Below are 21064 nucleotides of genomic sequence, written 5' to 3' on the forward strand. Positions count from 1 at the left end.
CAGCCACCATGGAAGCGCACCCGAGCCGCCAAACCACCACGTCAGGGGGAACCACGGTATGGCAGAGTCTGCGAAGGACTTCTGTTCCGACCTGCTCGATCTGTCTGGGATCTCTTTGGCGGAGCTGCACTCGAGCGACGATCCGGCGCTGCGGCGGGCGTTGAGTCGGGCCGAGCACCGGGCCAGCCTGGCCTTCGGAACGCTCAACGAATCCAACAGCGAGGAGATGAGATTCCTGCGCGAGCGCGGGCAGGGTCAGCGGCGACCGTGACCGGCCGCTCGCTCGACGTCCACCGGGTGTCCCGGGAGTCGCTCAGGGCCATCGCGGCGGGCCGCGCGGACGAGACCGACCTGCACCTGCTGCGCTCCGCCCAGCGCAGCCAGCTCCTTCTGGTGCTGCGCGCCCTGCTGGACCACGCCGATGAATCGGCTGGGCGTGTCCGGCATCCCGGTGGTACACCGTCGGCGAAGGACGCCTGGCAGCTGCTGTGCACGGCCCAGCGGCAGGCGCCCGACGCGGTCGAGTGCGTGCTCTCGGACCCCGCCGTCATGGCGTGGGCGCTGCGCCTGCTCAGACGCCTGGGCGGATCCGCCGGCACACCGGCCCGCGTGCCGCTGTGGGCCGACCTCGGCCAGTTCCAGGCGCTGGCCGCCGCGGCTGTCCTGCGCGCCCGGATCCCGGCCGTGCTCCGGGTGCCCGCCCACCGGGGCACCGTCTGGCTCCCCGGCCTGGGAGTGGCGGGCCCGGTGGCACGGCGTCGGTGGAGCGTGGCGGAGATCCGGGTGGAGCCGGACGGCGCCGTCGTACAGGGGGAACTCGCGACCGTACGCCTGCCCGGCTCCCTGGTCGCACAGGCGCCGGGATGGCGTCCGCTGCATGTGCTGGACGGTCTGACGAGCCGTCCGGACGGGGACCTGGCCGACGGGGCGCCATGGCTGGACACGGTGACCCCGCACCGCGACTTCAACCGGTACCCGAAGGCGCCGGGCCGGCTCGCGCAGCGCCGATTACGGTCGTGGGAGGGGCGCCTGACCGAGGCGTACGCCCTCCTGGACCGGGAGTCGGAACCGGACGCCGCGGCGCTGCGGGCGCTTGTCAGATCACTGGTGCCCAGGCCGTTCCAGACCGCGCGGGGCGGCCTGGTGGCCAGCGCGTCGTCGGTGGACTCCTTCGGCGCCATCACGCTGTCCCTGCCGTACGACGCGACGCAGACGGCCGCCGTCCTGGTCCACGAAACCCGGCACCAGCAGCTGAACGCGCTGCTCAGCATGGTGCGACTGGTCCGCGCCCCCGAGGACGTGCCGGACCGCCCGCAGGCGCAGCGGCTCTACTACGCCCCGTGGCGCAGTGACCCCAGACCGGCGCTCGGAGTGCTGCACGGGCTTTTCGCGTTCTCCGGGGTGGCGCGGTTCTGGCGGACACACCGCGGATACGTGAAGGGGACCGAGGCGCAGCGTGCCGACTTCGAGTTCGCCGTGCTCAGGGAGCAGTTGCAGGAGGCGGCCACCGGGCTCCTGGCCGAGGACGAACTGACCGAAGGGGGCCGGTTGTTCGCGGGGGAGATAGCGGAACTCGTCCAGCAGTGGCAGAAGGACGACGTGGCCGCGCTTCCCGGCCGGCTGGCCGGCGACTACTGCGCGCTGCGTCGCGCCGTCTGGCGGGCGAGGCACCTGGAGATCGCCCAGCCCGAGGCCGAGCGGTTCGCCGGCGCCTGGGCGGCCGGGGCACCGGCCCCCGCCGTGCCGCCGTCGGTCCTGCGCCCTCGCCTGGATCTGGTCCGGCTGGACGTGTTCGGGCCGCTGGCCCGATACCGCCTGTCGGAGCCGAAACGCTTCTTCCGTGAGCGCGGGCAGGCGGAAGCCGGCGAGGATCCGGTGCGCCGGGCCGAATACGCCCTGATCGCGGGGGACGCTCAGCAAGCCGCGCGCTGGTACGGCGAGTTGACCGAGAACGACCCGCACAACGTCGAAGCCTGGATCGGCGCAGCGCTGGCCCAGCCGGCGCACGTTCGGTCGACGGGCCGTACGGTGCTGCTGGCCCGACCCGAAGTGGTGGCCGGCGTGTCGCGGGCCGTCGCCGCCGCCGGAGGCGATCCTCCCGACCTGTTTCGCCTGGCCGCCTGGTTGGGCGGAGCCGTTTCCGGCCCCGCCTGGGCAGCACACGGCGTGTGGATGGGCTAGAGCGACATCAGGTCGATGTCGGCATTGGCCCGCAGGCCCTTCTCGGCGTCGAGCGTCGCGGGGTGGGAAGGGCCCAGTTCGTTCCGGTACCGGTCAAGGGCCGCGGCGTACAGCCGCTCGCTCTCCTCGGTGCGGCGCAGTGCCTTCATGTCGTAGCTCAGATTGAGCTGGACGGCCAGGTTCGCCGGGTGGTTCTCGCGCAGCTGCGCCGACTCCTCGGCAACGGTCTCGTCGATGGCGCAGGCCTCCTCGGGCCGGCCGAGGGCGAAGTGGTCGCTGGCGAGGTTCATACGGGCGAGCAGCGTACGAGGGTGTACGGGACCGAGCGTGCGGGTGAGCCCGTCGACCGTCTCGAGATCCAGCTCCAGCGCGGCCTCGGGCTGCCCGAGCAGCCGGAGGGTCACCGCGAGGTTCATCGCGCAGCCGTAACTGTGCGGATGTTCCCGGCCGTACTTGCCGCGGTGCTGTTCCAGCACCTCCTCGCCCAGCGCGCGCGACTCCTGGAGCTTGCCGATCTGACGCAGGTCGTTGGCGTGGCTGACGGCCATCAGCAGGTAGTTCCGGCTGTCGCTGCCGAAGATGTTGCGGACCAGTTCGAGGTAGCGGCGCGACAGCGCGTACGCGCCGTCGTGGTCGCCCATCTTGCGGCGGGTCACACAACGGCTGCGGTTCACCAGGGCGGTGAAGGGGTGCTGCTCACCCAGCTTCTCGGTGACCTCCTCGGCCAGGAGCTCGATCCCCTCCAGCGCCTCCTCGTACCGGCCGACCTCCTGCAGGTCGAGCAGATAGGCGTCCCGGGTGGACAGGGTGTAGGTGTGGTCCTCGCCCAGCACCTCGATTCTGCGCTGCCAGGTGTCGTAGTCGAGTTCCCGCGCCTTCTCCGAGTCACCGGCCAGGCGCAGACTCACGGCGTAGTTGTGGGCGGCCAGGAGGGTGGCCGGGTCCTCCGCGCCGAACTCCCGGCGGCTGATCTCGTAGACCTGCTGGTCCATTTCCCGCGCCGCCTGGAACATGCCCCGCAGGCGGTGGTGGACCGCCAGGAAGCTCTGGGCCTGCATGGTGTCCTCGTGCGACTCGCCGAGGACCCGGCGAAAGCGCTCCACGAGCCCGGACTGCATCTCGTACGCCCGGTCGAGGGCGATGCCCTGATCGCTCAGTGCCTGGGCGATCTGCTGGTCGATGGCGAGGACCTCCTCGTGGTCGTCGCCCAGGCGCTCGTGCCAGATGCCCGCGGCGGCCTCGCCCAGTTCCAGCGCCTCCTCGTGCTGGCCGCGGGCGCGCAGGAACTGCACCTCGTTGAGGACGAGTCGGCGCACCCAGGGGTCCTCGCACTCCACCGCGTTGGAGGCCCTCAGGTGGCTCAGCAGCGAGGAGTAGCGCGGCCAGAAGGCGGCGCGGCGCGGATTGCGCGGGTCGGCGTGCGCCAGCAGCTGGTGCGCCGCATGCCGCATCGTCGCCTGCTCCTGCTGGTTCATCTGCTCGATCAGCACGCGCTGCACCAGTCGGTGCATCTGCACCGTGTTCTGGCGGTGGTCGATGCGGGCCAGGGCGTAGCGGCCGATCTCGCGTACCGCACGGCCGAGTTTGACCGGGTCGTCCAGGGCGGACTGGAGTTCCTGGGGGACCGTGATGCCGCGCACCGCCGAGAAGAGGTCCCACTCGATGGGTTCCGGCGCGAAGAACGCGCAGACCTGCAGCAGCTGCAGCGCGTCGGGGCGGGTCTCGCGCAGGCGGCCCAGTGACACGTTCCACGCGGCGGCCACCGGCCGGTTGTAGTCGCCGGGCGGGTCGGAGCGCATGATCTCGGTGAAGTTGCGCTCGTACACCTCGAGGTACTGCTGCACCGGCATGCCCGTCTCGGCCAGCCAGACCGCGGCCTGCTCGACCGCCAGCGGCAGGTCGCCGAGGGCGGCGGCGAGGTGGTCGACGGCCTCGTCGGGGAGGTTCTGGCTCCGGCGGCGCAGCAGTGCGACGCTCTCCTCGCGGGCGAAGACGTCGACCTCCAGGGAGCTGACGTCGGTGGACCACTGCGAGTTGCGGGAGGTGACCACGATGCGTCCCGGACCGTCGCTGGGGAAGTACTTGCGTACCTCCTTGGGGTTCTCCGCGTTGTCGAACACCAGCAGCCAGTCGCTGTACGGCTCGCCCCGGCGCAGGGCGTCCAGAACGGCGGGCACGGCGCTCATCTCGGAGCCCACCTGCAGGCCCATCTGCTCGCCCAGCTCGATCAGCGACTGGACGATCTGGCTCTCCTGCTCGGAGGGGACCCACCAGATCAGGCGGTACTCGCGGCTGTGCCGGTAGACGTACTCGATGGCGATCTGGGACTTGCCCACACCGCCCATGCCGTGCAGGGCCTCCGGCAGGACCGCGGCGACACCGCTGCGCAGTCTCTCCTGAAGCCGTTCCAGGAGGGTCTCGCGGCCCGTGAAGTTCCGGTTCCGTTGCGGTACGTTCCCCCAGATGCGGGGTGGGTCGTGCGGGCTTCGCGGACCCGGGGCAACGGGCAGACCGGCAGACACGGGGATGCCTCCTTGTCGTGGACGCGCAGGCGCTGGCGCAGACACAGGCGTGGGTGAGGGAGTCGTCGAGGTGGGCTGAACGGCGGCGGATGGCGGCACCGTGGGCGAAGTCCCCGTGGGGCGCGGGGTGTTCGCCGTGTCCGGGGCGGGAGGGGTTCGAGGCCCGGATCCTACCGTGCCCTCGGGTGGAATATGCAATTTTGCCTGCTTTTCACCGGATGTATACCCTGTTGGCGGCTTATGTACCGGCCCGGCCGGGCCACCGACGGCGGTGACCTGCCTGCCCGGTCGGGGGCCGCCGGTGCGCTGCAGAAGGCGGCCCAGATGGTTGGCGCGCGCGAGGTAGGGACCCGATACCGCGCACAGCGCCGTATAGAGATGAGATACGAACGGGCGCGTCTGTTCCGTCAACGGCGGGTCGGCGTGTTCGCCCTCCGCCGCCACGAGCGCCTCGCCGCCCTCGCCCCACAGCGCCTGAAGGCGCGGTCCGAGATGGTGCTGAATGCGGCGCAGCGCGTGGATCGTCTCCATCCGGCTGCCGAGGGCGAGCAGCTCCTCGCGTACGCCCTCCTCGAAGTCGAAGGAGACGCGATGGGCGTCCTCGACATCGGCCTCGCCGTCGGTGCGGCGCACCAGCCCCAGCAGCATGATCTCCGCGAGGTTCCAGAACTGCGCCTCCGGCAGCGCCTGTTGGAGCAGACGCATGACGGGCAGGTTGAGCGGAGCGGCCGCGAGTCGCTGGGCGAGGGTGTAGGCGGCCGGGGAGGCGGTGGCGCGAAAGCGGCGCACCATGGCGGCGGCCCGCCTGGCCCGCCGCACGGCCGAGGACCCGGCGGTGTTCTCCTCGGTGACGTCGTCCGGTGGCTCGGCCACCAGGTCGGACAGGTCCTCGGGGACGGGACCGACCGCCGCCGCGCGCACGTCCCGGCCCGGGGCGGTCCACAGCGCCGCGAGGTCGTGCCACTCGCCGCCCGCCGCGGCCACCAGCCGGGCCCAGCGGCCCAGCGAGGTCGGCCGCAGTTCGACGACGGGTACCGCGACGGCGTTCTGCGCGCCGGACTCGGCGGCGTCGCGCGGCTGGAGCCCGAGAGGATCGGCGTGCGGGTGCTTCCAGTCGGCGTCGTAGGAACGGTTGGGCGCGGCGGGAGAAGCGGCCCGTAACCGGGTGCGGGTGACCGTGGGCAGGGTCAGGTCCCACAGCTGCTGGGGGAGCAGGCTCAGCACGGCGACGGGCGAGAGGCGGCCCAGCCGGTGCAGTGCCGAGGCGGCACGGCCGGTGCGCCAGGCGCCGTGGCCGCCGTCCGTCACCGCCAGCAGCATCTGCTGGTCGCCGGCGTGGATGTCGGGCGTGCGCATACCCTCCGGCGTGCCCTCGTTCAGATCCCAGCGGACCAGCCGCACGGTGCGGAACGCCGCGGTCTGCTCCATCAGTTCCGCGATCTGGCGGACCGTGTGCGACCACAGCGCCATCGTGGGGCTCGCGTCCACCAGGAGCAGCAGGTCCAGGCGGCGTTCGGGAAGCGAACGGCACACCGGGGTCCACACGCCCGCCATCGCGGCCTGCTCGGCGGTCGCCTCCTCGTCCAGTTCCACCTCGTGGGGCGAGTCGCGGGACAGGCGCAGCGGCCGCAGTGACCTGCCGAGGGCCAGGGCGTCCGACAGCCGGGGGGACGCGGGCCATCCCGACTGCTCGTGGTCCGTCTCCGCGCCGGCGCCCGGGATCGCCGACCCGCGCATCCGTGCCCGTACGGCCGACGGCAGCACGTCGAGCACCGGAAGCGCGTCGGCCGGCGGTTCGTCCCCGTCGGGCGCCGGGTCGTCGGGGTGGCGTCGGTCCTGTCCGCCGGACTGCGGCGGCCGGTCGTGTCGGTGCCCGGGCTGCCGGGGCCGCTCGCCGCGCTCACGTGCGGCCCGGCCGGGGGCGTCGAACAGCGGTACGGCCGCATCCTGGCAGGCCGCCAGATACAGCGCGTCGGCCAGCTCCGTCCAGGCGGGCAGCTCCTGGTCGGGGGCAGGCCGCGGCTCCCCCTGCGGCGGCGTGGCCGAGAAGGGCGGTTCGGGGGACGCCGACGTCATCCGGCCCTCGATTCCGCCCCCGCTCCGTCGAGCCGGTGCCACAGCGCGTCCACGAGGTCCTCCAGCGCCTCCTCGTCGTCACCGGGGAAGCGCCCCGAGGTCGCCAGGAACACGGCGTTGAGCAGTTGGTCCACGGCCAGGCCGCCCCGGTCCCGGCTGTTGTGCAGGAAGCGGTCGATCAGGTCGTCGGCGCGGCCGGCGCCATTCGCGCCGCTCGCCGCCTCCCGCAGGTGGGCCATGACCATGTCGACCAGCTGCGGCCGGTCGGGCTCCGGCATCCGCAGCCGCAGGCAGCGGCGCAGGAACGCCGGGGGGAACTCGCGCTCGCCGTTGGAGGTGATGACGACGACGGGAAAGGAGCGGCACTTCACGACGCCGTCGACGATCTCGGCGCTGCGGCCCGGATCGTCGGTCATCACCGTCACCCGCGGATGCAGCCGCCGCGCCCGCACCAGCTCGGCGATCGGGAACTGCCCTTCTTCGAACACGCTCAGAAGATCATTGGCGAGATCCTGATCGCTCTTGTCCAGCTCGTCGACGAGCAGCACCCTGGGCAGCACGTACGGCAGCAACGCCGTTCCCAGCGGGCCGAGTTGGAGGTAGTCGCCGATGCCCGGGAGCTGGTCCTCGGCCGGCGGCCGCCCGTTCGCGGCGGCGGCGTTGTGGGCCGCGGGATCCAGCGCGCGCAGGGCCGCCGAGTCCTGGACCCGGCCGATCGCGTCGTACTCGTAGAGCCCGGAGCGCAGGGTGGTGCGGCTGGTGATGTGCCAGCGCAGCACGCGCCCCAGCTTGAGTTCCCGGCTGATCCGGTAGGCCAGCGAGGACTTGCCGGTGCCGGGACGCCCGGTGACCAGCAGCGGGCGACGTAACAGGAGGGCGGCGTTGACCATGTCGGCCTCGCGCCTGATCTGTTCGGAGCCGGCCGACAACGCGCGGATCCGGCCCAGCCGCCGCTCGCTCTCCTCGTCGTCCGCCGGTGGTGGCTCCACCGGAGGCCCGCCGGTGAACCGACGCCACGGCGGGGGAGGCGGCAGCAGCTCGGCGAGGCCGGTGTCGTACAGCGGTTGTCCCGTGCCGCGATAGATCCACCACCGGTGGTCGGGGCCGCCCCGGACCGTGCCGTCGAGGTCGGACCCGGCGGTGCCGTCCGCCGCCGCGTCTTCGGCCGGACGCGTCCCCCCGGACGCACCGTCCTCTGGAAGCATCTCGTCCTACCCTTCCCCCGCGGAAGAATCCGCCGCTTCTCCCTGCCCGCCCGGAAGGCGGTAGGGGTCGTCCCAGAGCAATGCCGCGTGGCGACCGAGCGTAGAGGAGCCGCCCCCAGCAGCATCCCCGCCCCCGGGCTCGATACGCAACGTCCTGACTTCGTCAGGTAACCGGTGTATGCCTTTGGCCGATGCCAGCTCCTGCAATTCGTCACGAAAGGCCGGATCGACACCCCCTCTGCGGTCCCAGACCACGATGGGAACTCCCGCCCGCAGCGACGCGTCCAGCTCATCGACCCCGTACCTCGCGTTCTGCTGTGCGCCTGGCGGCTCGCTCAGAACGACCATGACCGGATGCGGGGCGGCGAGCAGACGGTCGGGGTGCTCGTCCGGGAACCAGTGGACCGGCCCGCGGCAACCCGGTTTCAGGGCGTCCCAGCGCCTGAACCAGCGTCCATGCGTGGCCCTGCTTTCCACTCGTTCGAGACTGCGCAGCACCACCGGATGGTCCTTGCCGAGGGTCGCGCCGGCCTTCCCGAAGCCCTCCTTCGCCCAGGTTTCCACGGGCAGGTCCATGAGGTCCCTCGGCAGGACGAACTCCAGGGCCGGGTCCTCGCTGCACAGATACGCCCACCCGGTTTCGGCCTCCTGCACCAGCGACTTCACCTTGTCGGGCAGGTCGGCCAGATCGATCTCCAGGTCCCCGCCCTTGACCGGATAGGGGTTGAGGTCGTCGCCGTTCTGGCGCCAGTACGTCAGCTGCCGGGCTCTGTCGTGCTCCGGGTAGGGCAGCGGGCGCAACCGGATCAGCAGCCAGGTCGAGGGCGCCCACACCGAGTCGGCGTCGAGCCCCGGCAGCGGGACCGGCAGTACCGGCGTCTCCACATGGCCGTAATCGTGCGAGGGCCCGTCGGCCGGGGGACCGCTCTCAGCGCCGGCGGCCGCGGGCAGGGCGGTTTCGACCGCGCCGCCCGGGTGGGCCTCGGGACGGCAGCGGTGTTCCGCCGCCCAGTCGAGCAGGTCCTGCCGCTGCTGTCCGTGCGCGTACCGGGCGAGATGCTCCACCAGCAGGACGCAGGGAAGCGGCTCACCGGGCCGGGCGTTGAGGGTGGCCGCGTGCAGCACCGCCAGCCACGGCTCCTCGCAGTGCGCCGGCAGGGGTTCGGGCAGGTCGCCCAGGGCCGCGCGGAAGGCGCCGGCGATGTCGAGCACGTCGAGGTCGCTGAGGAGGGGCATCAGCTGCTGCCAGGTGTCGGGGGAGAACAGCGGCACCTCCGCCAGTGCGATGGCGGTCCGCAACCGGGCCATATGACGGGTCTCCCCTTCCACCATCCCGACCACGCCGCCCAGTACCTGCAGCCCGTCCGGGAAGGAGACCACCGCCTGGAGCAGGTGCAGCAGGGCGACGCGGCGGCGGCTGGTCTCCGGCAGGGTGATCCTGATCCCGAGCGCCCGGCCCACCTGGCGTGCGCACTCCTGCAGCATCCCTGGCTCCTCCAAGCAGGGGAGGGCTTCCAGCGCGTCGAGGAGGACCTTGGGCGGTCCCCAGGCCCCTTGGGAGTGGATCATGAGGCCTCGCTTCCGGGAGGCGACGGCCATCGTTCCTCGAAGAGTTCGAGGGCTGCCTTCGCGGCCCGCGACTCGTCGTCGAGAAGCCGCAGGGCCTCGATCAACGCCCTTCTGCCGCCGGGGTGTTCGGCGCAGGCCTGGACGAGGAAGAAGAGCTGGAGCCGGGGCCGGGCATGGGTACGGACGGCACGACGGATCGTGGCCGGCAGCAGACCGCGCAGCGCGGCGCCGTGGTCCTCCTCGACGGGCGGTATGTTCAACAAGGCATCGGCTAGGGCGAATTGATCCCTGTCGGACGGCTGAGCGGGCCGCCACCGGCCGGGCGAGAGCGCTGCGTTCGATGCTGGAGCCGCCATGGCGGAAGCCAGATCCGGCCAGGTACCCGCCGCGGCCTCCAGCGGAAGCATCCAGGCCACCTTGGCCTGTTGGTCGGTGTAGGCGGCGGTGACCATGCCGATCACCCGACGGGCCGCCGGATCCCACACCCCGGCACCGCTGAACCCGTGCCCGACAACCGCGCCGGTGGGGCCGAGCCCCTCCAGCTGGATCCAGTCCGGGTGCGGGCCACCGCGCCCCACCAGCCGCGCAGTTGACCACAGGCCGTGGGGCGCGCTCACCGGATGGCCGTACATGCCCACTTCACGCCGGTCCGGCTCACCGCACGGCCCGAGCCGCGCCGGCGGCACATCCTCCGAGGGCGACCACTCGGTGCGCAGTACGGCGAGATCCGAGCCGGAACCGCCCGCCAGGGGGCCGGGAGACCAGCCGCCCTCGACGACGACGGCCTCACCGGCCGGGACGTCCGGATGCGCGGGGGCGTCGACCAGAACGGGGTGGGGCGGCGCCTCGGGCCCGGCCCGCCCCGGAGCCAGGGCCGCCGCCACGACGTGTGCGCAGGTCAGCACCGTTCCGGGCATCACCAGAATCCCTGCGCCCCGCACGACACCCTGCGGTGACAGGACGCGGACCCTTCCTAATGCGGCGGCGCCCGCCGTGTCCCCCTTGACCACTCCCCTGTCCCTTCCCCCGCGTGGAGCCGTCCCCGGACCGCCCCACCTGATGAACCAGCGTACGAACCGCATGCGCGCGGCACACGGGCTGTGCGTATCCCGGAGCTTTACCGCAAGCGGCTTCGGTGAATCATCGGTGTACGCGGGGGCGCACAGTGACACAGGGGGTTCACTGCGGAAACTGCTCTCCGTTCGTGCGTCCGGCGATCTCGCCGGCGGCCAGGCGGTCGAGCAGCATGGGGATGCAGCGCCGGCCGTTGGGTCGTCAGCCCGGGCTCACGGCCAAACAAGGCAATAAGGCTGATGCCCCGCCTCATGCAGCCGGTGGCTGAAGTCCTGCCACTCGTGCAGCAGCTGATACACGTTGAACGCGTCGCGCGGACCCCCGCGGTCCGGGACCGTGGACCAGATGAAGGCCGCGGCGCCGACCGCTTCCTCGCCTATGCCGCGCAGGGGGTCGACGACTGTCATGGGGAGTTTGACCACGGCGTAGTCGGGGTGCAGGACGACCAGTTCCAGCGGGGGGACCTTGTGCAGGGGGACGCCTTCGATGCCGGTGAGCACCATCGCCGCCATCGTCTCCGGCTTGATCTTGGTGAACATGCCGTTCATCCCGAGCTCGTCGCCGCCGAGTTCCTCCGGGCGCATCGAGATCGGGACGCGGGCAGCGGTCGCACCGTCCGGCGCGCCGAAGTACTTGTAGGTCACCCCCACCCGACCACCATTCCTGCTCCCCGCCCGGAGCGACTCGCCCCGGGCAGGCTCGTTCGGTACACCCTGAACCTGGCGGGCTTCGGCCTCCTCCGCCGCGCGTCGGTGCCTTCCCCGCCGGGCACGTCGAGGACCCAGGTCGTCAGTCCCCTCGCCCAGTCCGCCACCGCGATGCATATCTCCACCCGACTGCTTTTCTAGGACGCGTGGCCCCCGCCGCGCAACCCGATCATCGTGTCAGTGACCTCCCCCACGGCCGCCCGCCGAAACGTGCGCTGAAACACCTGTCCGCAGGATCTTCGCAGCCCCTGAACACGCCTCCCGTACATCCCTCTGTGCATCTATACGTACGCAGGGCCGTTTGAGCTGTGTGAATCAGGTCCCAGTTTCGCAGATCATTTTGTGGAGCGGCCGGCTCCCGGTCGGCGGCGGCACCCCGCTGTCACCGGCACCCCCTGGCCTACCCTGAGGAGGTCACTGGCAACCGGAGCCCAAGAGTCGGAGAAGGTCGGAGAAGTCGCGGGTCATGAGCGAACTGCCATATTCATACGAAGCGCCTGTCTCGCAGGCCCTGTTCGACCGGGCCGAGGCCGTCACGCCGGGCGGGGTGAACTCGCCCGTGCGCGCCTTCCGTGCCGTGGGCGGCACGCCCCGGTTCATGGTGTCGGGCAAGGGGGCGTATCTGACGGACGCCGACGGGCGGGACTACGTCGACCTGGTCTGTTCCTGGGGACCGATGATCCTTGGGCACTCCCACCCCGAGGTCCTCGCCGCCGTCCAGGAGGCCGTCGCGCGCGGCACCTCCTTCGGTACGCCCGGTGAGGGCGAGGTCGCCCTGGCCGAGGAGATGGTCGCCCGGATCGAGCCGCTGGAGCAGGTGCGGCTCGTCTCCAGCGGGACCGAGGCGACCATGAGCGCCATCCGGCTGGCGCGCGGGTTCACCCGGCGCTCCAAGGTGATCAAGTTCGCCGGGTGCTACCACGGTCACGTCGACTCGCTGCTGGCCTCGGCGGGCAGCGGTGTGGCGACGTTCGCGCTGCCCGACACACCCGGCGTCACCGGCGCCCAGGCCGCCGACACGATCGTCCTGCCGTACAACGACCTCGAGTCCGTCCACGAGGCCTTCCACCGGCACCCCGGCGAGATCGCCTGCGTGATCACCGAGGCCTCGCCCGGCAACATGGGCGTCGTGCCGCCCCGGCCCGGCTTCAATCAGGGGCTGAAGGACGCCTGCGCCGAGAACGGCGCGCTGTTCATCTCCGACGAGGTGATGACGGGCTTCCGCACGAGCCGCGCGGGCTGGTTCGGGATCGACGGCGTACGGCCGGACCTGATGACCTTCGGCAAGGTCATGGGCGGCGGCTTCCCGGCCGCGGCCTTCGGCGGCCGCGCCGACGTCATGGCGCACCTCGCGCCCGCCGGGCCCGTCTACCAGGCCGGCACCCTCTCCGGGAACCCGGTCGCCACCGCCGCCGGCCTCGCCCAGCTGCGGCTGCTCGACGACGCCGCCTACGGCACGGTCGACGCCGTATCGGAGCAGATCCGTACGCTCGTCACCGAGGCGCTGACCAAGGAGGGTGTCGCGCACCGGCTGCAGAACGCCTCCAACATGTTCTCCGTCTTCTTCACGGACCGTGAGGTCCGCGACTACGAGGACGCCAAGAAGCAGGAGTCCTTCCGCTTCACCGCCTTCTTCCACTCGATGCTGTCGCAGGGCGTGTATCTGCCGCCCTCGTCCTTCGAGTCCTGGTTCGTGTCCACGGCCCACGACGAACAGGCCGTACAGCGCATCGCCGACGCCCTTCCGGCGGCGGCCCGAGCGGCGGCGGAGGCCACGGCAGCATGAGCGAGAGCAACCACACGGCGGGCAGCGACATCACCGTCGTCCATGTGATGCGGCACGGCGAGGTCGACAACCCCAGCGGGGTGCTCTACGGGCGGCTCGGCGGGTACCACCTCTCCGAGCTCGGGCGGCAGATGGCCGACCGGGTCGCCGAGCACCTGGCGTCCCGCGACATCACCTACGCCTGCGCCTCCCCGCTGGAGCGGGCCCAGGAGACGGCGACCCCGATCGCCAAGGCGCACGGGCTCGACCTCGCCACCGACGAGCGGCTCATCGAGGCCGACAACGTCTTCCAGGGCAAGACCTTCGGGGTCGGGGACGGCGCGCTGCGCCGGCCCGCTAACTGGAAGTACCTGGTCAACCCCTTCAAGCCGTCGTGGGGCGAGCCGTACGTCGACATCGTCGTACGGATGATGCAGGCGCTGGAGTCCGCCAAGGACCGGGCCCGAGGGCACGAGGCGGTGCTCGTCAGCCACCAGCTGCCGATCTGGACCGTGCGGTCGTACGTCGAGAAGCGGCGCCTGTGGCACGACCCGCGCAAGCGGCAGTGCACGCTCGCCTCCCTGACGAGCTTCACCTACCAGGGAGACAAGCTCGTCTCCGTCGGCTACAGCGAACCGGCCCGCGACCTCGTCCCCACCCATCTCCTCGCGGGCGCCAGACCGGTGAAGGGCAAGGGCAAGGCCTTCGGAGCCTGACGGATTCATCCTCTTCGGGTTCCATGACGCGCTCGTGACATTTGTTGCGAGATAGACGTACCTGATCAGGAACCTCCCCGTTCGTCATCTCCTCTGACTGGGTGACCACCAGAGGACATGACGAATCGGGGTTGGAATGCACGCTCTCACTCGCAGGGGAATGCTCGGTCTCGGCGCAGGTGCCGCGGCCGCCGCAGGGCTCTCGGCGTGCGGCTCCCTCAACCCGTCAGACGGGTCCAGCCATGCTGCGGGTTCCAAGGGCGGCAAGTCCGCCGGCTCCGCGCCCCCGGCCCGCCCCATCGGCGACGGTTCGACCTCGTTCACCGGCAAACAGCCCCATCAGCCGGGCAAGCCTGAGCCGTTGGAGCCCGGCCAGACCCCGCCCCAGTTCGTGATCTTCTCCTGGGACGGCGCCGGCGAGGTCGGCAATGGACTCTTCCCGCGCTTCCTCGACCTGGCGAAGGAGCACGGCGCGTCCATGACCTTCTTCCTGTCCGGGCTGTATCTGCTGCCCGAGTCGAAGAAGCGCCTCTACAACCCGCCGAACAACCCGCGCGGCGCCTCCGACATCGGCTACCTGACCGACGAGCACATCAAGGCCACGCTCACCAACGTCCGCCGCGCCTGGCTCGAAGGGCACGAGATAGGCACCCACTTCAACGGCCACTTCTGCTCCGGCTACGGCACCGTCGGCAACTGGACGCCCGCGCAGTGGAGGAGCGAGATCCAGCAGGCGAAGACCTTCGTCAAGGAGTGGCGCACCAACACCGGCTGGACGGACCTGCCCTCCCTGCCCTTCGACTACGACAAGGAACTCGTCGGCGGCCGCACCCCCTGTCTGCTCGGCCAGGACAACCTGCTGCCCACCGCCAAGGAGCTCGGCTGGCGCTACGACGCCTCCTCGCCCGGCGGCCGCCAGGTCTGGCCCGAAAAGAAGCAGGGCATCTGGGACCTGCCGCTGCAGCAGATCCCGTTCCCCGGGCGCAGCTTCGAGGTCCTGTCGATGGACTACAACATGCTCGCCAACCAGTCGGTCAACTCGACCAACGCCCCCGCCTACCACTACCCGGCCTGGCGCACCCAGTCCGCGAACTCGTACATATCGGGCTTCAAGCGGGCATACGAGAGCAACCGGGCACCCTTCTTCATCGGCAACCACTTCGAGCACTGGAACGGCGGCATCTACATGGACGCCGTCGAGCAGGCCTTCAAGCACATCGCGCGCGAGAAGGAGAAGGGTGCGGACGTGCGCCTCGTCTCCTTCCGGCAGTACGTCGACTGGATGGACGTACAGAAGCCGGAGGTGCTCGCCAAGCTGCGCACGCTCGATGTCGGGCAGGCACCGGCCGGCGGCTGGAAGACGTTCCTCAAGGACACCCCCTGAGCCTTCCGGGCGAGGGAGGGGGGTGCGCAAGATCCCCGGAACGGACATGCGAAACTTTTCACATGAGTGCCGCCAGCCGCGCCCCCTTGCGCTCGACCCGCGCCCGTCGTCGGGCCGTACTGACCACCGCCGGTGCCGCGGTCACCGCGCTGCTGATGTCCGCCTGCTCCTCCGGAGGAACCTCCGGCGGTGGCGGTGACACCAACTTCGTCATGGGCAAGGACGGCATCTCGACCGCCAAGAAGGGGGAGCGGGCCGCGGCCCCCGACCTGTCCGGCAAGACCGTCGACGGGAAGCAGCTCGACGTCGCCTCGTTCAAGGGCAAGGTCGTCGTCCTGAACCTCTGGGGCTCCTGGTGTCCCCCCTGCCGCGCCGAGGCGCCCGGCTTCGAGAAGGTCTCCCAGGATCTGAAGGACAAGGGCGTCCAGTTCGTCGGCATCAACACCCGTGACCCCGGCACCAGCAGCGCGCTCGCCTTCGAGAAGCAGTACGGAGTGAGCTTCCCCAGCCTGTACGACCCCACGGGCAAGCTGATGCTCCGCTTCAAGAAGGGCACCCTCAACCCGCAGGCGATCCCCACCACCCTCGTCCTCGACCGCGAGGGAAAGATCGCCGCGCGTTCGCTGGCCGCGCTCAGCGAGGACAAGCTGCGCAAGATGATCGCCCCCGTCCTCGCGGAGAAGTGACGTGAGCCCACTCACCACACTCGCGCAGCCGGGCCTGAACGACACGGTGCTCAACGGCGCCCTGCTGGCCGCCCTGCCCATCGCCCTGCTCGGCGGACTCGTCTCCTTCTTCTCCCCGTGCGTCCTGCCGCTCGTGCCCGGCTATCTGTCCTACGTCACCGGCGTCACCGGCACCGACCTGGCCGAGGCCCGGCGCGGGCGGATGGTCGCCGGCGCCTCGCTGTTCGTGCTCGGCTTCACCGCCGTGTTCGTCTCCAGCGGCGCCCTCTTCGGCTTCTTCGGCGACACCCTCCAGGACAACAAGGGCGTCCTGTCGAAGGTGCTGGGCGGGCTCATGATCCTCATGGGCGTCTTCTTCATGGGCCTGATGCCCTGGATGACCCAGCGTGAATTCCGCTTCCACCGGCGGCCCGTGGCCGGACTCGTCGGCGCCCCCTTCCTCGGCGCGCTGTTCGGCATCGGCTGGACGCCGTGCATCGGCCCGACGCTCGCCTCCGTGCTCGCGCTGTCCTCCCAGCAGTCCAGCGCGGGCCGCGGTGCCATACTGACCGTCGCCTACTGCCTCGGCCTCGGCGTGCCCTTCGTGCTCGCCGCGGTCGCCTTCCGCAAGGCGCTCGGCGCCTTCGACTGGGTCAAGCGCCACTACGTCTGGGTGATGCGGATCGGCGGCACGATGATGATCGTGACCGGTCTGCTGCTGCTCACCGGCGCCTGGGACCGTCTCGTGCAGGACATGCAGTCCTGGTCCGCCGGCTTCTCCGTGGGGATCTGATCGATGAGCAAGACCACAACCGGTACGCCCCCCGAGCGCGTCGACGACGACCTCGGCGCGGCCGGTTCCCAGCTGTCCACCGCCCCCAAGGAGGACCTGCCGAACCTGCCCTCCCTGGGCGTGCTCGGCTGGGCGCGCTGGCTGTGGCGGCAGCTCACCTCGATGCGGGTCGCGCTGCTGCTGCTTCTGCTGCTCTCGCTCGGCGCGATCCCCGGTTCGCTGATCCCGCAGTCCGGCACCGACGAGACGAAGGTCGCCGACTTCCGCAAGGCACACACCTTCCTCGCGCCGGTCTACGACAAGCTCGGCCTCTTCCACGTCTACAGCTCCGTGTGGTTCTCCGCGATCTACATGCTGCTGTTCGTCTCCCTGATCGGCTGCATCATCCCGCGCAGCTGGCAGTTCGTCGGCCAGCTGCGGGGCCGGCCGCCGGGCGCACCCAAGCGGCTGACCCGGCTGCCCGCGTACACCACCTGGCGCACGCAGGCCGAGCCGGAGCAGGTCCGCGCGGACGCGCTCGCCCTGCTCGGCAGGCGCCGCTTCCGCGCCCACCTCGCCGGTGACGCCGTCGCCGCCGAGAAGGGCTATCTGCGCGAGTTCGGCAACCTGGCCTTCCACATCGCACTGATCGTGCTGCTGACCGCCTTCGCCTGGGGCCAGCTGTTCAAGTCCGAGGGCAACAAGCTGGTCGTCGAGGGCGACGGCTTCTCCAACACCACGACGCAGTACGACGACTTCAAGTCCGGCAACCTCTTCACCGCCGACGACCTGGTGCCGTTCAGCTTCAACCTGGACAAGTTCACCGGCACCTACGAGGCCAGCGGCCCCAACCAGGGCACGCCGCGGATCTACCGGGCCGACATCGACTACAGCAAGGGCGCCTACGGCAAGCAGGAGAAGGGCTCCATCTCGCCCAACCACCCGCTGAGCATCGGGGACGCCAACGTCTACCTCACCGCCCACGGCTACGCCCCGCTCATCACCGTCCGCGACGGCAAGGGCAAGGTCGTCTACCACCAGGCCGTCCCCCTTCTTCCGCTCGACTCCAACGTCACCTCCACCGGCGTGATCAAGGTCCTCGACGGCTACAGGAACCCCGCGGGCGTCCGGGAGCAGCTGGGCATCAAGGCCTTCCTGCTGCCGACGTACACCAAGGGCGTCGAGACCGCCTCGACCTTCCCCGCGCTGCGCAACCCCGTGCTGAACCTGGAGCCGTACCACGGCGATCTGGGCGTCAACTCAGGTATCCCGCAGAGCGTGTACCAGCTCGACAAGACGCATGTGAAGGGCTACAAGGACGCCAAGGGCGCTCAGCTCAGGGACAATCTGCGGCCCGGCCAGACCATGAAGCTCCCGAACGGCGCCGGCTCCATCACCTACGAGGGCACCAAGGAGTGGGCGAACTTCCAGGTCGTCCAGCAGCCCGGCATCGACTGGGCCCTCGGCGGCGCGCTCGTCGCCATCTTCGGCCTCGCCGGCTCCCTGTTCATCCAGCGCCGCCGCGTATGGGTGCGGGCGGTCAAGGGCGCCGACGGTGTGACGGTCGTGGAGATGGCCGGGCTCGGCCGCAGCGAGTCCGCCAAGGTGCCCGAGGAACTCGGCGAACTCGCCGGGATCCTGTACGACAAGGCGCCGGGAGCGCCCGAGCCCGAACAAGCCCCCGACGACTCCTCAGACCAAGACGACACCACCCCCGATCCTCACGTCGTACCTGCCGAAGGGGCTGAGAAGTGACTCTCGCCACCGGAACCGAGCTGGCCACCGCGGCCAACGAACACCTCGCGAACATCAGCAACACGCTGATCTACTCCGCGATGGCCGTCTACACCCTGGCCTTCTTCGCCTACATCGCCGAATGGCTCTTCGGCAGCCGCAGCAAGGTCGCGCGCACTGCGGCCGCGCTGACCACCGGCGCGGAGAAGGCGAAGAGCGCCCCGGCCGTCACCGTGCAGACGGCCGGCGGAACCGCCGTACTGGAGCGGCCCAAGGTCGTCGTACGGTCCTCGGCCGGCGCGCGCGACGTGCCCGACGGGCCCGGGGCGCACGGCGGGGACGAGCAGGGCGACCTCTACGGGCGTATCGCCATCTCGCTCACCGTGCTCGCCTTCCTCGTGCATCTCTGCGGTGTGATCGCCCGCGCGGTCTCGGTGCAGCGGGCGCCGTGGGGCAACATGTACGAGTTCAACATCACGTTCTCCACCGTCGCCGTCGGTGTGTACCTCACGCTGCTCGTGCTGAAGAAGAACGTCCGCTGGCTCGGGCTGTTCCTGGTCACGACTGTCCTCCTCGATCTCGGCATCGCCGTCACTGTCTTGTACACCGCCAGCGACCAGTTGGTTCCCGCCCTTCACTCGTACTGGCTCTACATCCACGTCTCCACCGCCATCCTGTGCGGCGCGGTCTTCTACGTGGGCGCGGCGGGCACGCTCCTCTATCTCTTCAAGGACTCCTACGAGACCAAGCTGGAGAACGGCGGCACGCCCGGCCGGTTCGCGACGTCCTTCCTGGAGCGGCTGCCCGCGTCCTCGTCCCTGGACAAGTTCGCCTACCGCCTGAACGCCGCGGTCTTCCCGCTGTGGACGTTCACGATCATCGCGGGCGCGATCTGGGCCGAGTCGGCCTGGGGCCGCTACTGGGGCTGGGACCCGAAGGAGACCTGGGCGTTCATCACCTGGGTCGCCTACGCCTGCTACCTGCACGCCCGCGCCACCGCCGGCTGGAAGGGCCGCAAGGCCGCCTACCTGGCCCTGATCGCCTTCGGCTGCTGGCTGTTCAACTACTACGGCGTCAACATCTTCGTCTCCGGCAAGCACTCCTACGCGGGGGTGTGAGCGTCAGTCGCCGATGTCCTCGTTCCACAGGGCAGGGTGATCCTTGACGAAGTCGCGCATCATCGCGGCGCACCCGGGGTCGTCGAGCAGCACGATCTCCACACCGTGCTCGGCCAGCCAGTCGTGCCCGCCGTGGAAGGTGGCCGCCTCGCCGATCACGACCCGCGAGATGCCGAACTGGCGTACCAGTCCGGAGCAGTACCAGCACGGCGAGAGGGTCGTCACCATCGTGGTGCCGCGATACGACCGCTGCCGTCCCGCCGCGCGGAACGCGGCCGTCTCCGCGTGCATCGAGGGGTCGTCGTCCTGGACGCGCCGGTTGCGGCCCCGTCCGAGGAGGGTGCCGTCGGCGCCGTAGAGGGCGGCGCCGATCGGGATGCCGCCCTCCGCGAGCCCGGCGCGGGCCTCCTCGACGGCGGTGGCGAGCCAGGTGCGTGCCTGTGCGTGATCCATGTCCCTCACTGTCCAGGGGGCCGGGCGCCGGGGCAACGCCGGGCTTCGTTCCTGGGCGGCGGACGGCGGACGGGTAACGGCTGACGGTCAGCGCAGTGTGACCCGGCTCGGGCCGTTGAAGGGCGCGTAACAGGTCACCGTCTGCGGGGTGCGCAGGACGTCGTCCTCGGCGAACAGCGTGCGTACCGCCTCGAAGGAGATGTCGCCGCTGACGACGGGGGCTACGCGGTCGTAGAAGACGCGGGCCGGTTCGGGCAGCGGGTCGCCGGGTTCGCCCTCGGCCTCGCCCCAGACGTCCCACAGCAGGGGCTCCACCTTGTTCAGGGCGGCCAGGTCGAGGCGGATGTTGCCGGAGACGTATCGCTCGCCCCAGAACGGTCCCTGGTCCGGTGTGTGCAGTCCGAAGGTCTCCGGGTCCGCGCCGTCCTCGCGGATCGCCCGCCATGCCTCGCCCGCGACGAGGAAGCGGTCGCGCGGGACGTCCATCGGGTCGAAGCCGGGCTTCCAGTGATCGGTGAGCAGGGGATCGGCGAGTTCGGCGTCGGCGAGCAGCCAGCCCCGTCCGCCGTCCCAGTACTCGGTGACGACGTGGTCGACATGGAAGTCGCCGGAGCCGAAGTAGTCGGCGAAGCCGACCCGGATGCGGGCGGGGACGCCGACGTGGCGCAGCAGCGAGCAGTGCAGCAGGGAGAAGTCCCGGCAGGTCCCGACGAACCGGTCGCCCACCTCGCGCCGCCTCTCCAGCGGGGCGGCGTTGCGTCCGACGATGATGCGCAGGATGTCGTCGGTGTAGCGGGTCTCGGCGTCGTTGTGCAGACGGTCGGTGGGGTGGGTGTGGCCGAAGATCTCCCCCTCCATACGGTGGATGATCAAGTCCCTTGTGATGCGGGCGAGTTGTGCGGGGTCCTTCGGCAGTCCGGCGTAGAGGCGGGCGAGTTCGCCGGGGTCGGAGAAGGTGCTCTGCGTGGTGTAGAAGGCGAGGGACACGAAGCCTCACTCTCGGCATCATCGGCCACGTGTTCGATTACGGGCCGGTGCGCCTCACCGTGCCAAATTTCCCCGGGAAATGTCCAGTTGGCGGACAGGGGAGCGCGCGGCGCCGCTGCCCCCCAAGGCCCGGGCC

Annotated in this window: 16 protein-coding genes; 9 read left to right on the forward strand and 7 right to left on the reverse strand. The window is 70.7% G+C overall.

Annotated features, from left to right (window positions below; translation table 11 throughout):
- The first annotated feature begins 58 nt into the window (after positions 1-58).
- Positions 59-271 (forward strand): hypothetical protein, encoded by a 213-nt coding sequence (locus tag JYK17_RS08810; protein ID WP_164932219.1) that lies wholly within the window; start codon positions 59-61, stop codon positions 269-271.
- Positions 268-2181 (forward strand): aKG-HExxH-type peptide beta-hydroxylase, encoded by a 1914-nt coding sequence (locus tag JYK17_RS08815; RefSeq protein WP_222810141.1) that lies wholly within the window; start codon positions 268-270, stop codon positions 2179-2181. The genes JYK17_RS08810 and JYK17_RS08815 overlap by 4 nt, the downstream gene beginning before the upstream one ends.
- Here the strand turns inward: JYK17_RS08815 and fxsT are convergent.
- The 5 genes from fxsT to JYK17_RS08840 all read right to left on the reverse strand — a co-directional run bounded on the left by fxsT (position 2178) and on the right by JYK17_RS08840 (position 11451).
- The gene (fxsT, locus tag JYK17_RS08820; protein WP_222810142.1) at positions 2178-6779 is read right to left on the reverse strand and encodes an FxSxx-COOH system tetratricopeptide repeat protein; all 4602 of its coding nucleotides are present in this window, start codon (positions 6777-6779) and stop codon (positions 2178-2180) included. The two genes, JYK17_RS08815 and fxsT, sit on opposite strands and share 4 nt — an antisense overlap.
- Positions 6776-7984 carry an AAA family ATPase gene (locus tag JYK17_RS08825; protein ID WP_222810143.1) on the reverse strand — a complete coding sequence of 403 codons (1209 nt, stop codon included), beginning with the start codon at positions 7982-7984 and terminating at the stop codon, positions 6776-6778. The genes fxsT and JYK17_RS08825 overlap by 4 nt, the downstream gene beginning before the upstream one ends.
- A gap of 6 nt (positions 7985-7990) precedes the next feature.
- Complete coding sequence (locus tag JYK17_RS08830) at positions 7991-9553, reverse strand: VMAP-C domain-containing protein (RefSeq protein WP_128802644.1); 1563 nt, start codon at positions 9551-9553, stop codon at positions 7991-7993.
- On the reverse strand, positions 9550-10635 hold the full coding sequence (locus tag JYK17_RS08835; protein WP_108014441.1) for an effector-associated domain 2-containing protein: 1086 nt from the start codon (positions 10633-10635) through the stop codon (positions 9550-9552). Before JYK17_RS08835 ends, JYK17_RS08830 begins: the two co-directional genes overlap by 4 nt.
- A gap of 204 nt (positions 10636-10839) precedes the next feature.
- On the reverse strand, positions 10840-11451 hold the full coding sequence (locus JYK17_RS08840; RefSeq protein WP_181362584.1) for a hypothetical protein: 612 nt from the start codon (positions 11449-11451) through the stop codon (positions 10840-10842).
- Between the two features lie 349 nt (positions 11452-11800).
- Here JYK17_RS08840 and hemL point away from each other — a divergent pair, with 349 nt between their 5' ends.
- From hemL to ccsB, 7 genes are all read left to right on the forward strand, one after another.
- Positions 11801-13120, forward strand: a complete 1320-nt coding sequence (gene hemL, locus JYK17_RS08845; protein ID WP_108014443.1) for a glutamate-1-semialdehyde 2,1-aminomutase — start codon at positions 11801-11803, stop codon at positions 13118-13120.
- Entirely contained in the window at positions 13117-13815 is a 699-nt protein-coding gene (locus JYK17_RS08850; protein WP_108014444.1) for a histidine phosphatase family protein, read from the forward strand. The genes hemL and JYK17_RS08850 overlap by 4 nt, the downstream gene beginning before the upstream one ends.
- Before the next feature lie 136 nt (positions 13816-13951).
- Positions 13952-15199 carry a polysaccharide deacetylase family protein gene (locus JYK17_RS08855; RefSeq protein WP_222810144.1) on the forward strand — a complete coding sequence of 416 codons (1248 nt, stop codon included), beginning with the start codon at positions 13952-13954 and terminating at the stop codon, positions 15197-15199.
- A 62-nt stretch (positions 15200-15261) separates the two neighbouring features.
- Positions 15262-15885, forward strand: coding sequence for a TlpA family protein disulfide reductase (locus JYK17_RS08860; RefSeq protein ID WP_222810145.1), 624 nt, complete (start codon positions 15262-15264; stop codon positions 15883-15885).
- Between the two features lies 1 nt (position 15886).
- Positions 15887-16657: a cytochrome c biogenesis CcdA family protein gene (locus tag JYK17_RS08865; RefSeq protein WP_108014447.1), complete on the forward strand. Its 771-nt coding sequence runs from the start codon at positions 15887-15889 to the stop codon at positions 16655-16657.
- Between the two features lie 3 nt (positions 16658-16660).
- On the forward strand, positions 16661-18391 hold the full coding sequence (gene resB, locus JYK17_RS08870; RefSeq protein ID WP_222810146.1) for a cytochrome c biogenesis protein ResB: 1731 nt from the start codon (positions 16661-16663) through the stop codon (positions 18389-18391).
- Positions 18388-19488 (forward strand): c-type cytochrome biogenesis protein CcsB, encoded by a 1101-nt coding sequence (gene ccsB / locus JYK17_RS08875; RefSeq protein WP_108014449.1) that lies wholly within the window; start codon positions 18388-18390, stop codon positions 19486-19488. Before resB ends, ccsB begins: the two co-directional genes overlap by 4 nt.
- Positions 19489-19491: 3 nt before the next feature.
- On the opposite strand, the gene JYK17_RS08880 is transcribed toward ccsB, so the two are convergent.
- On the reverse strand, positions 19492-19941 hold the full coding sequence (locus JYK17_RS08880) for a nucleoside deaminase (protein WP_206660182.1): 450 nt from the start codon (positions 19939-19941) through the stop codon (positions 19492-19494).
- An 87-nt stretch (positions 19942-20028) separates the two neighbouring features.
- Positions 20029-20928 carry a transglutaminase-like domain-containing protein gene (locus tag JYK17_RS08885; RefSeq protein ID WP_222810147.1) on the reverse strand — a complete coding sequence of 300 codons (900 nt, stop codon included), beginning with the start codon at positions 20926-20928 and terminating at the stop codon, positions 20029-20031.
- Positions 20929-21064 lie beyond the last annotated feature (136 nt).

The sequence above is a fragment of the Streptomyces plumbidurans genome, assembly GCF_019857225.1.
Classification (GTDB): Bacteria; Actinomycetota; Actinomycetes; order Streptomycetales; family Streptomycetaceae; genus Streptomyces; species Streptomyces plumbidurans.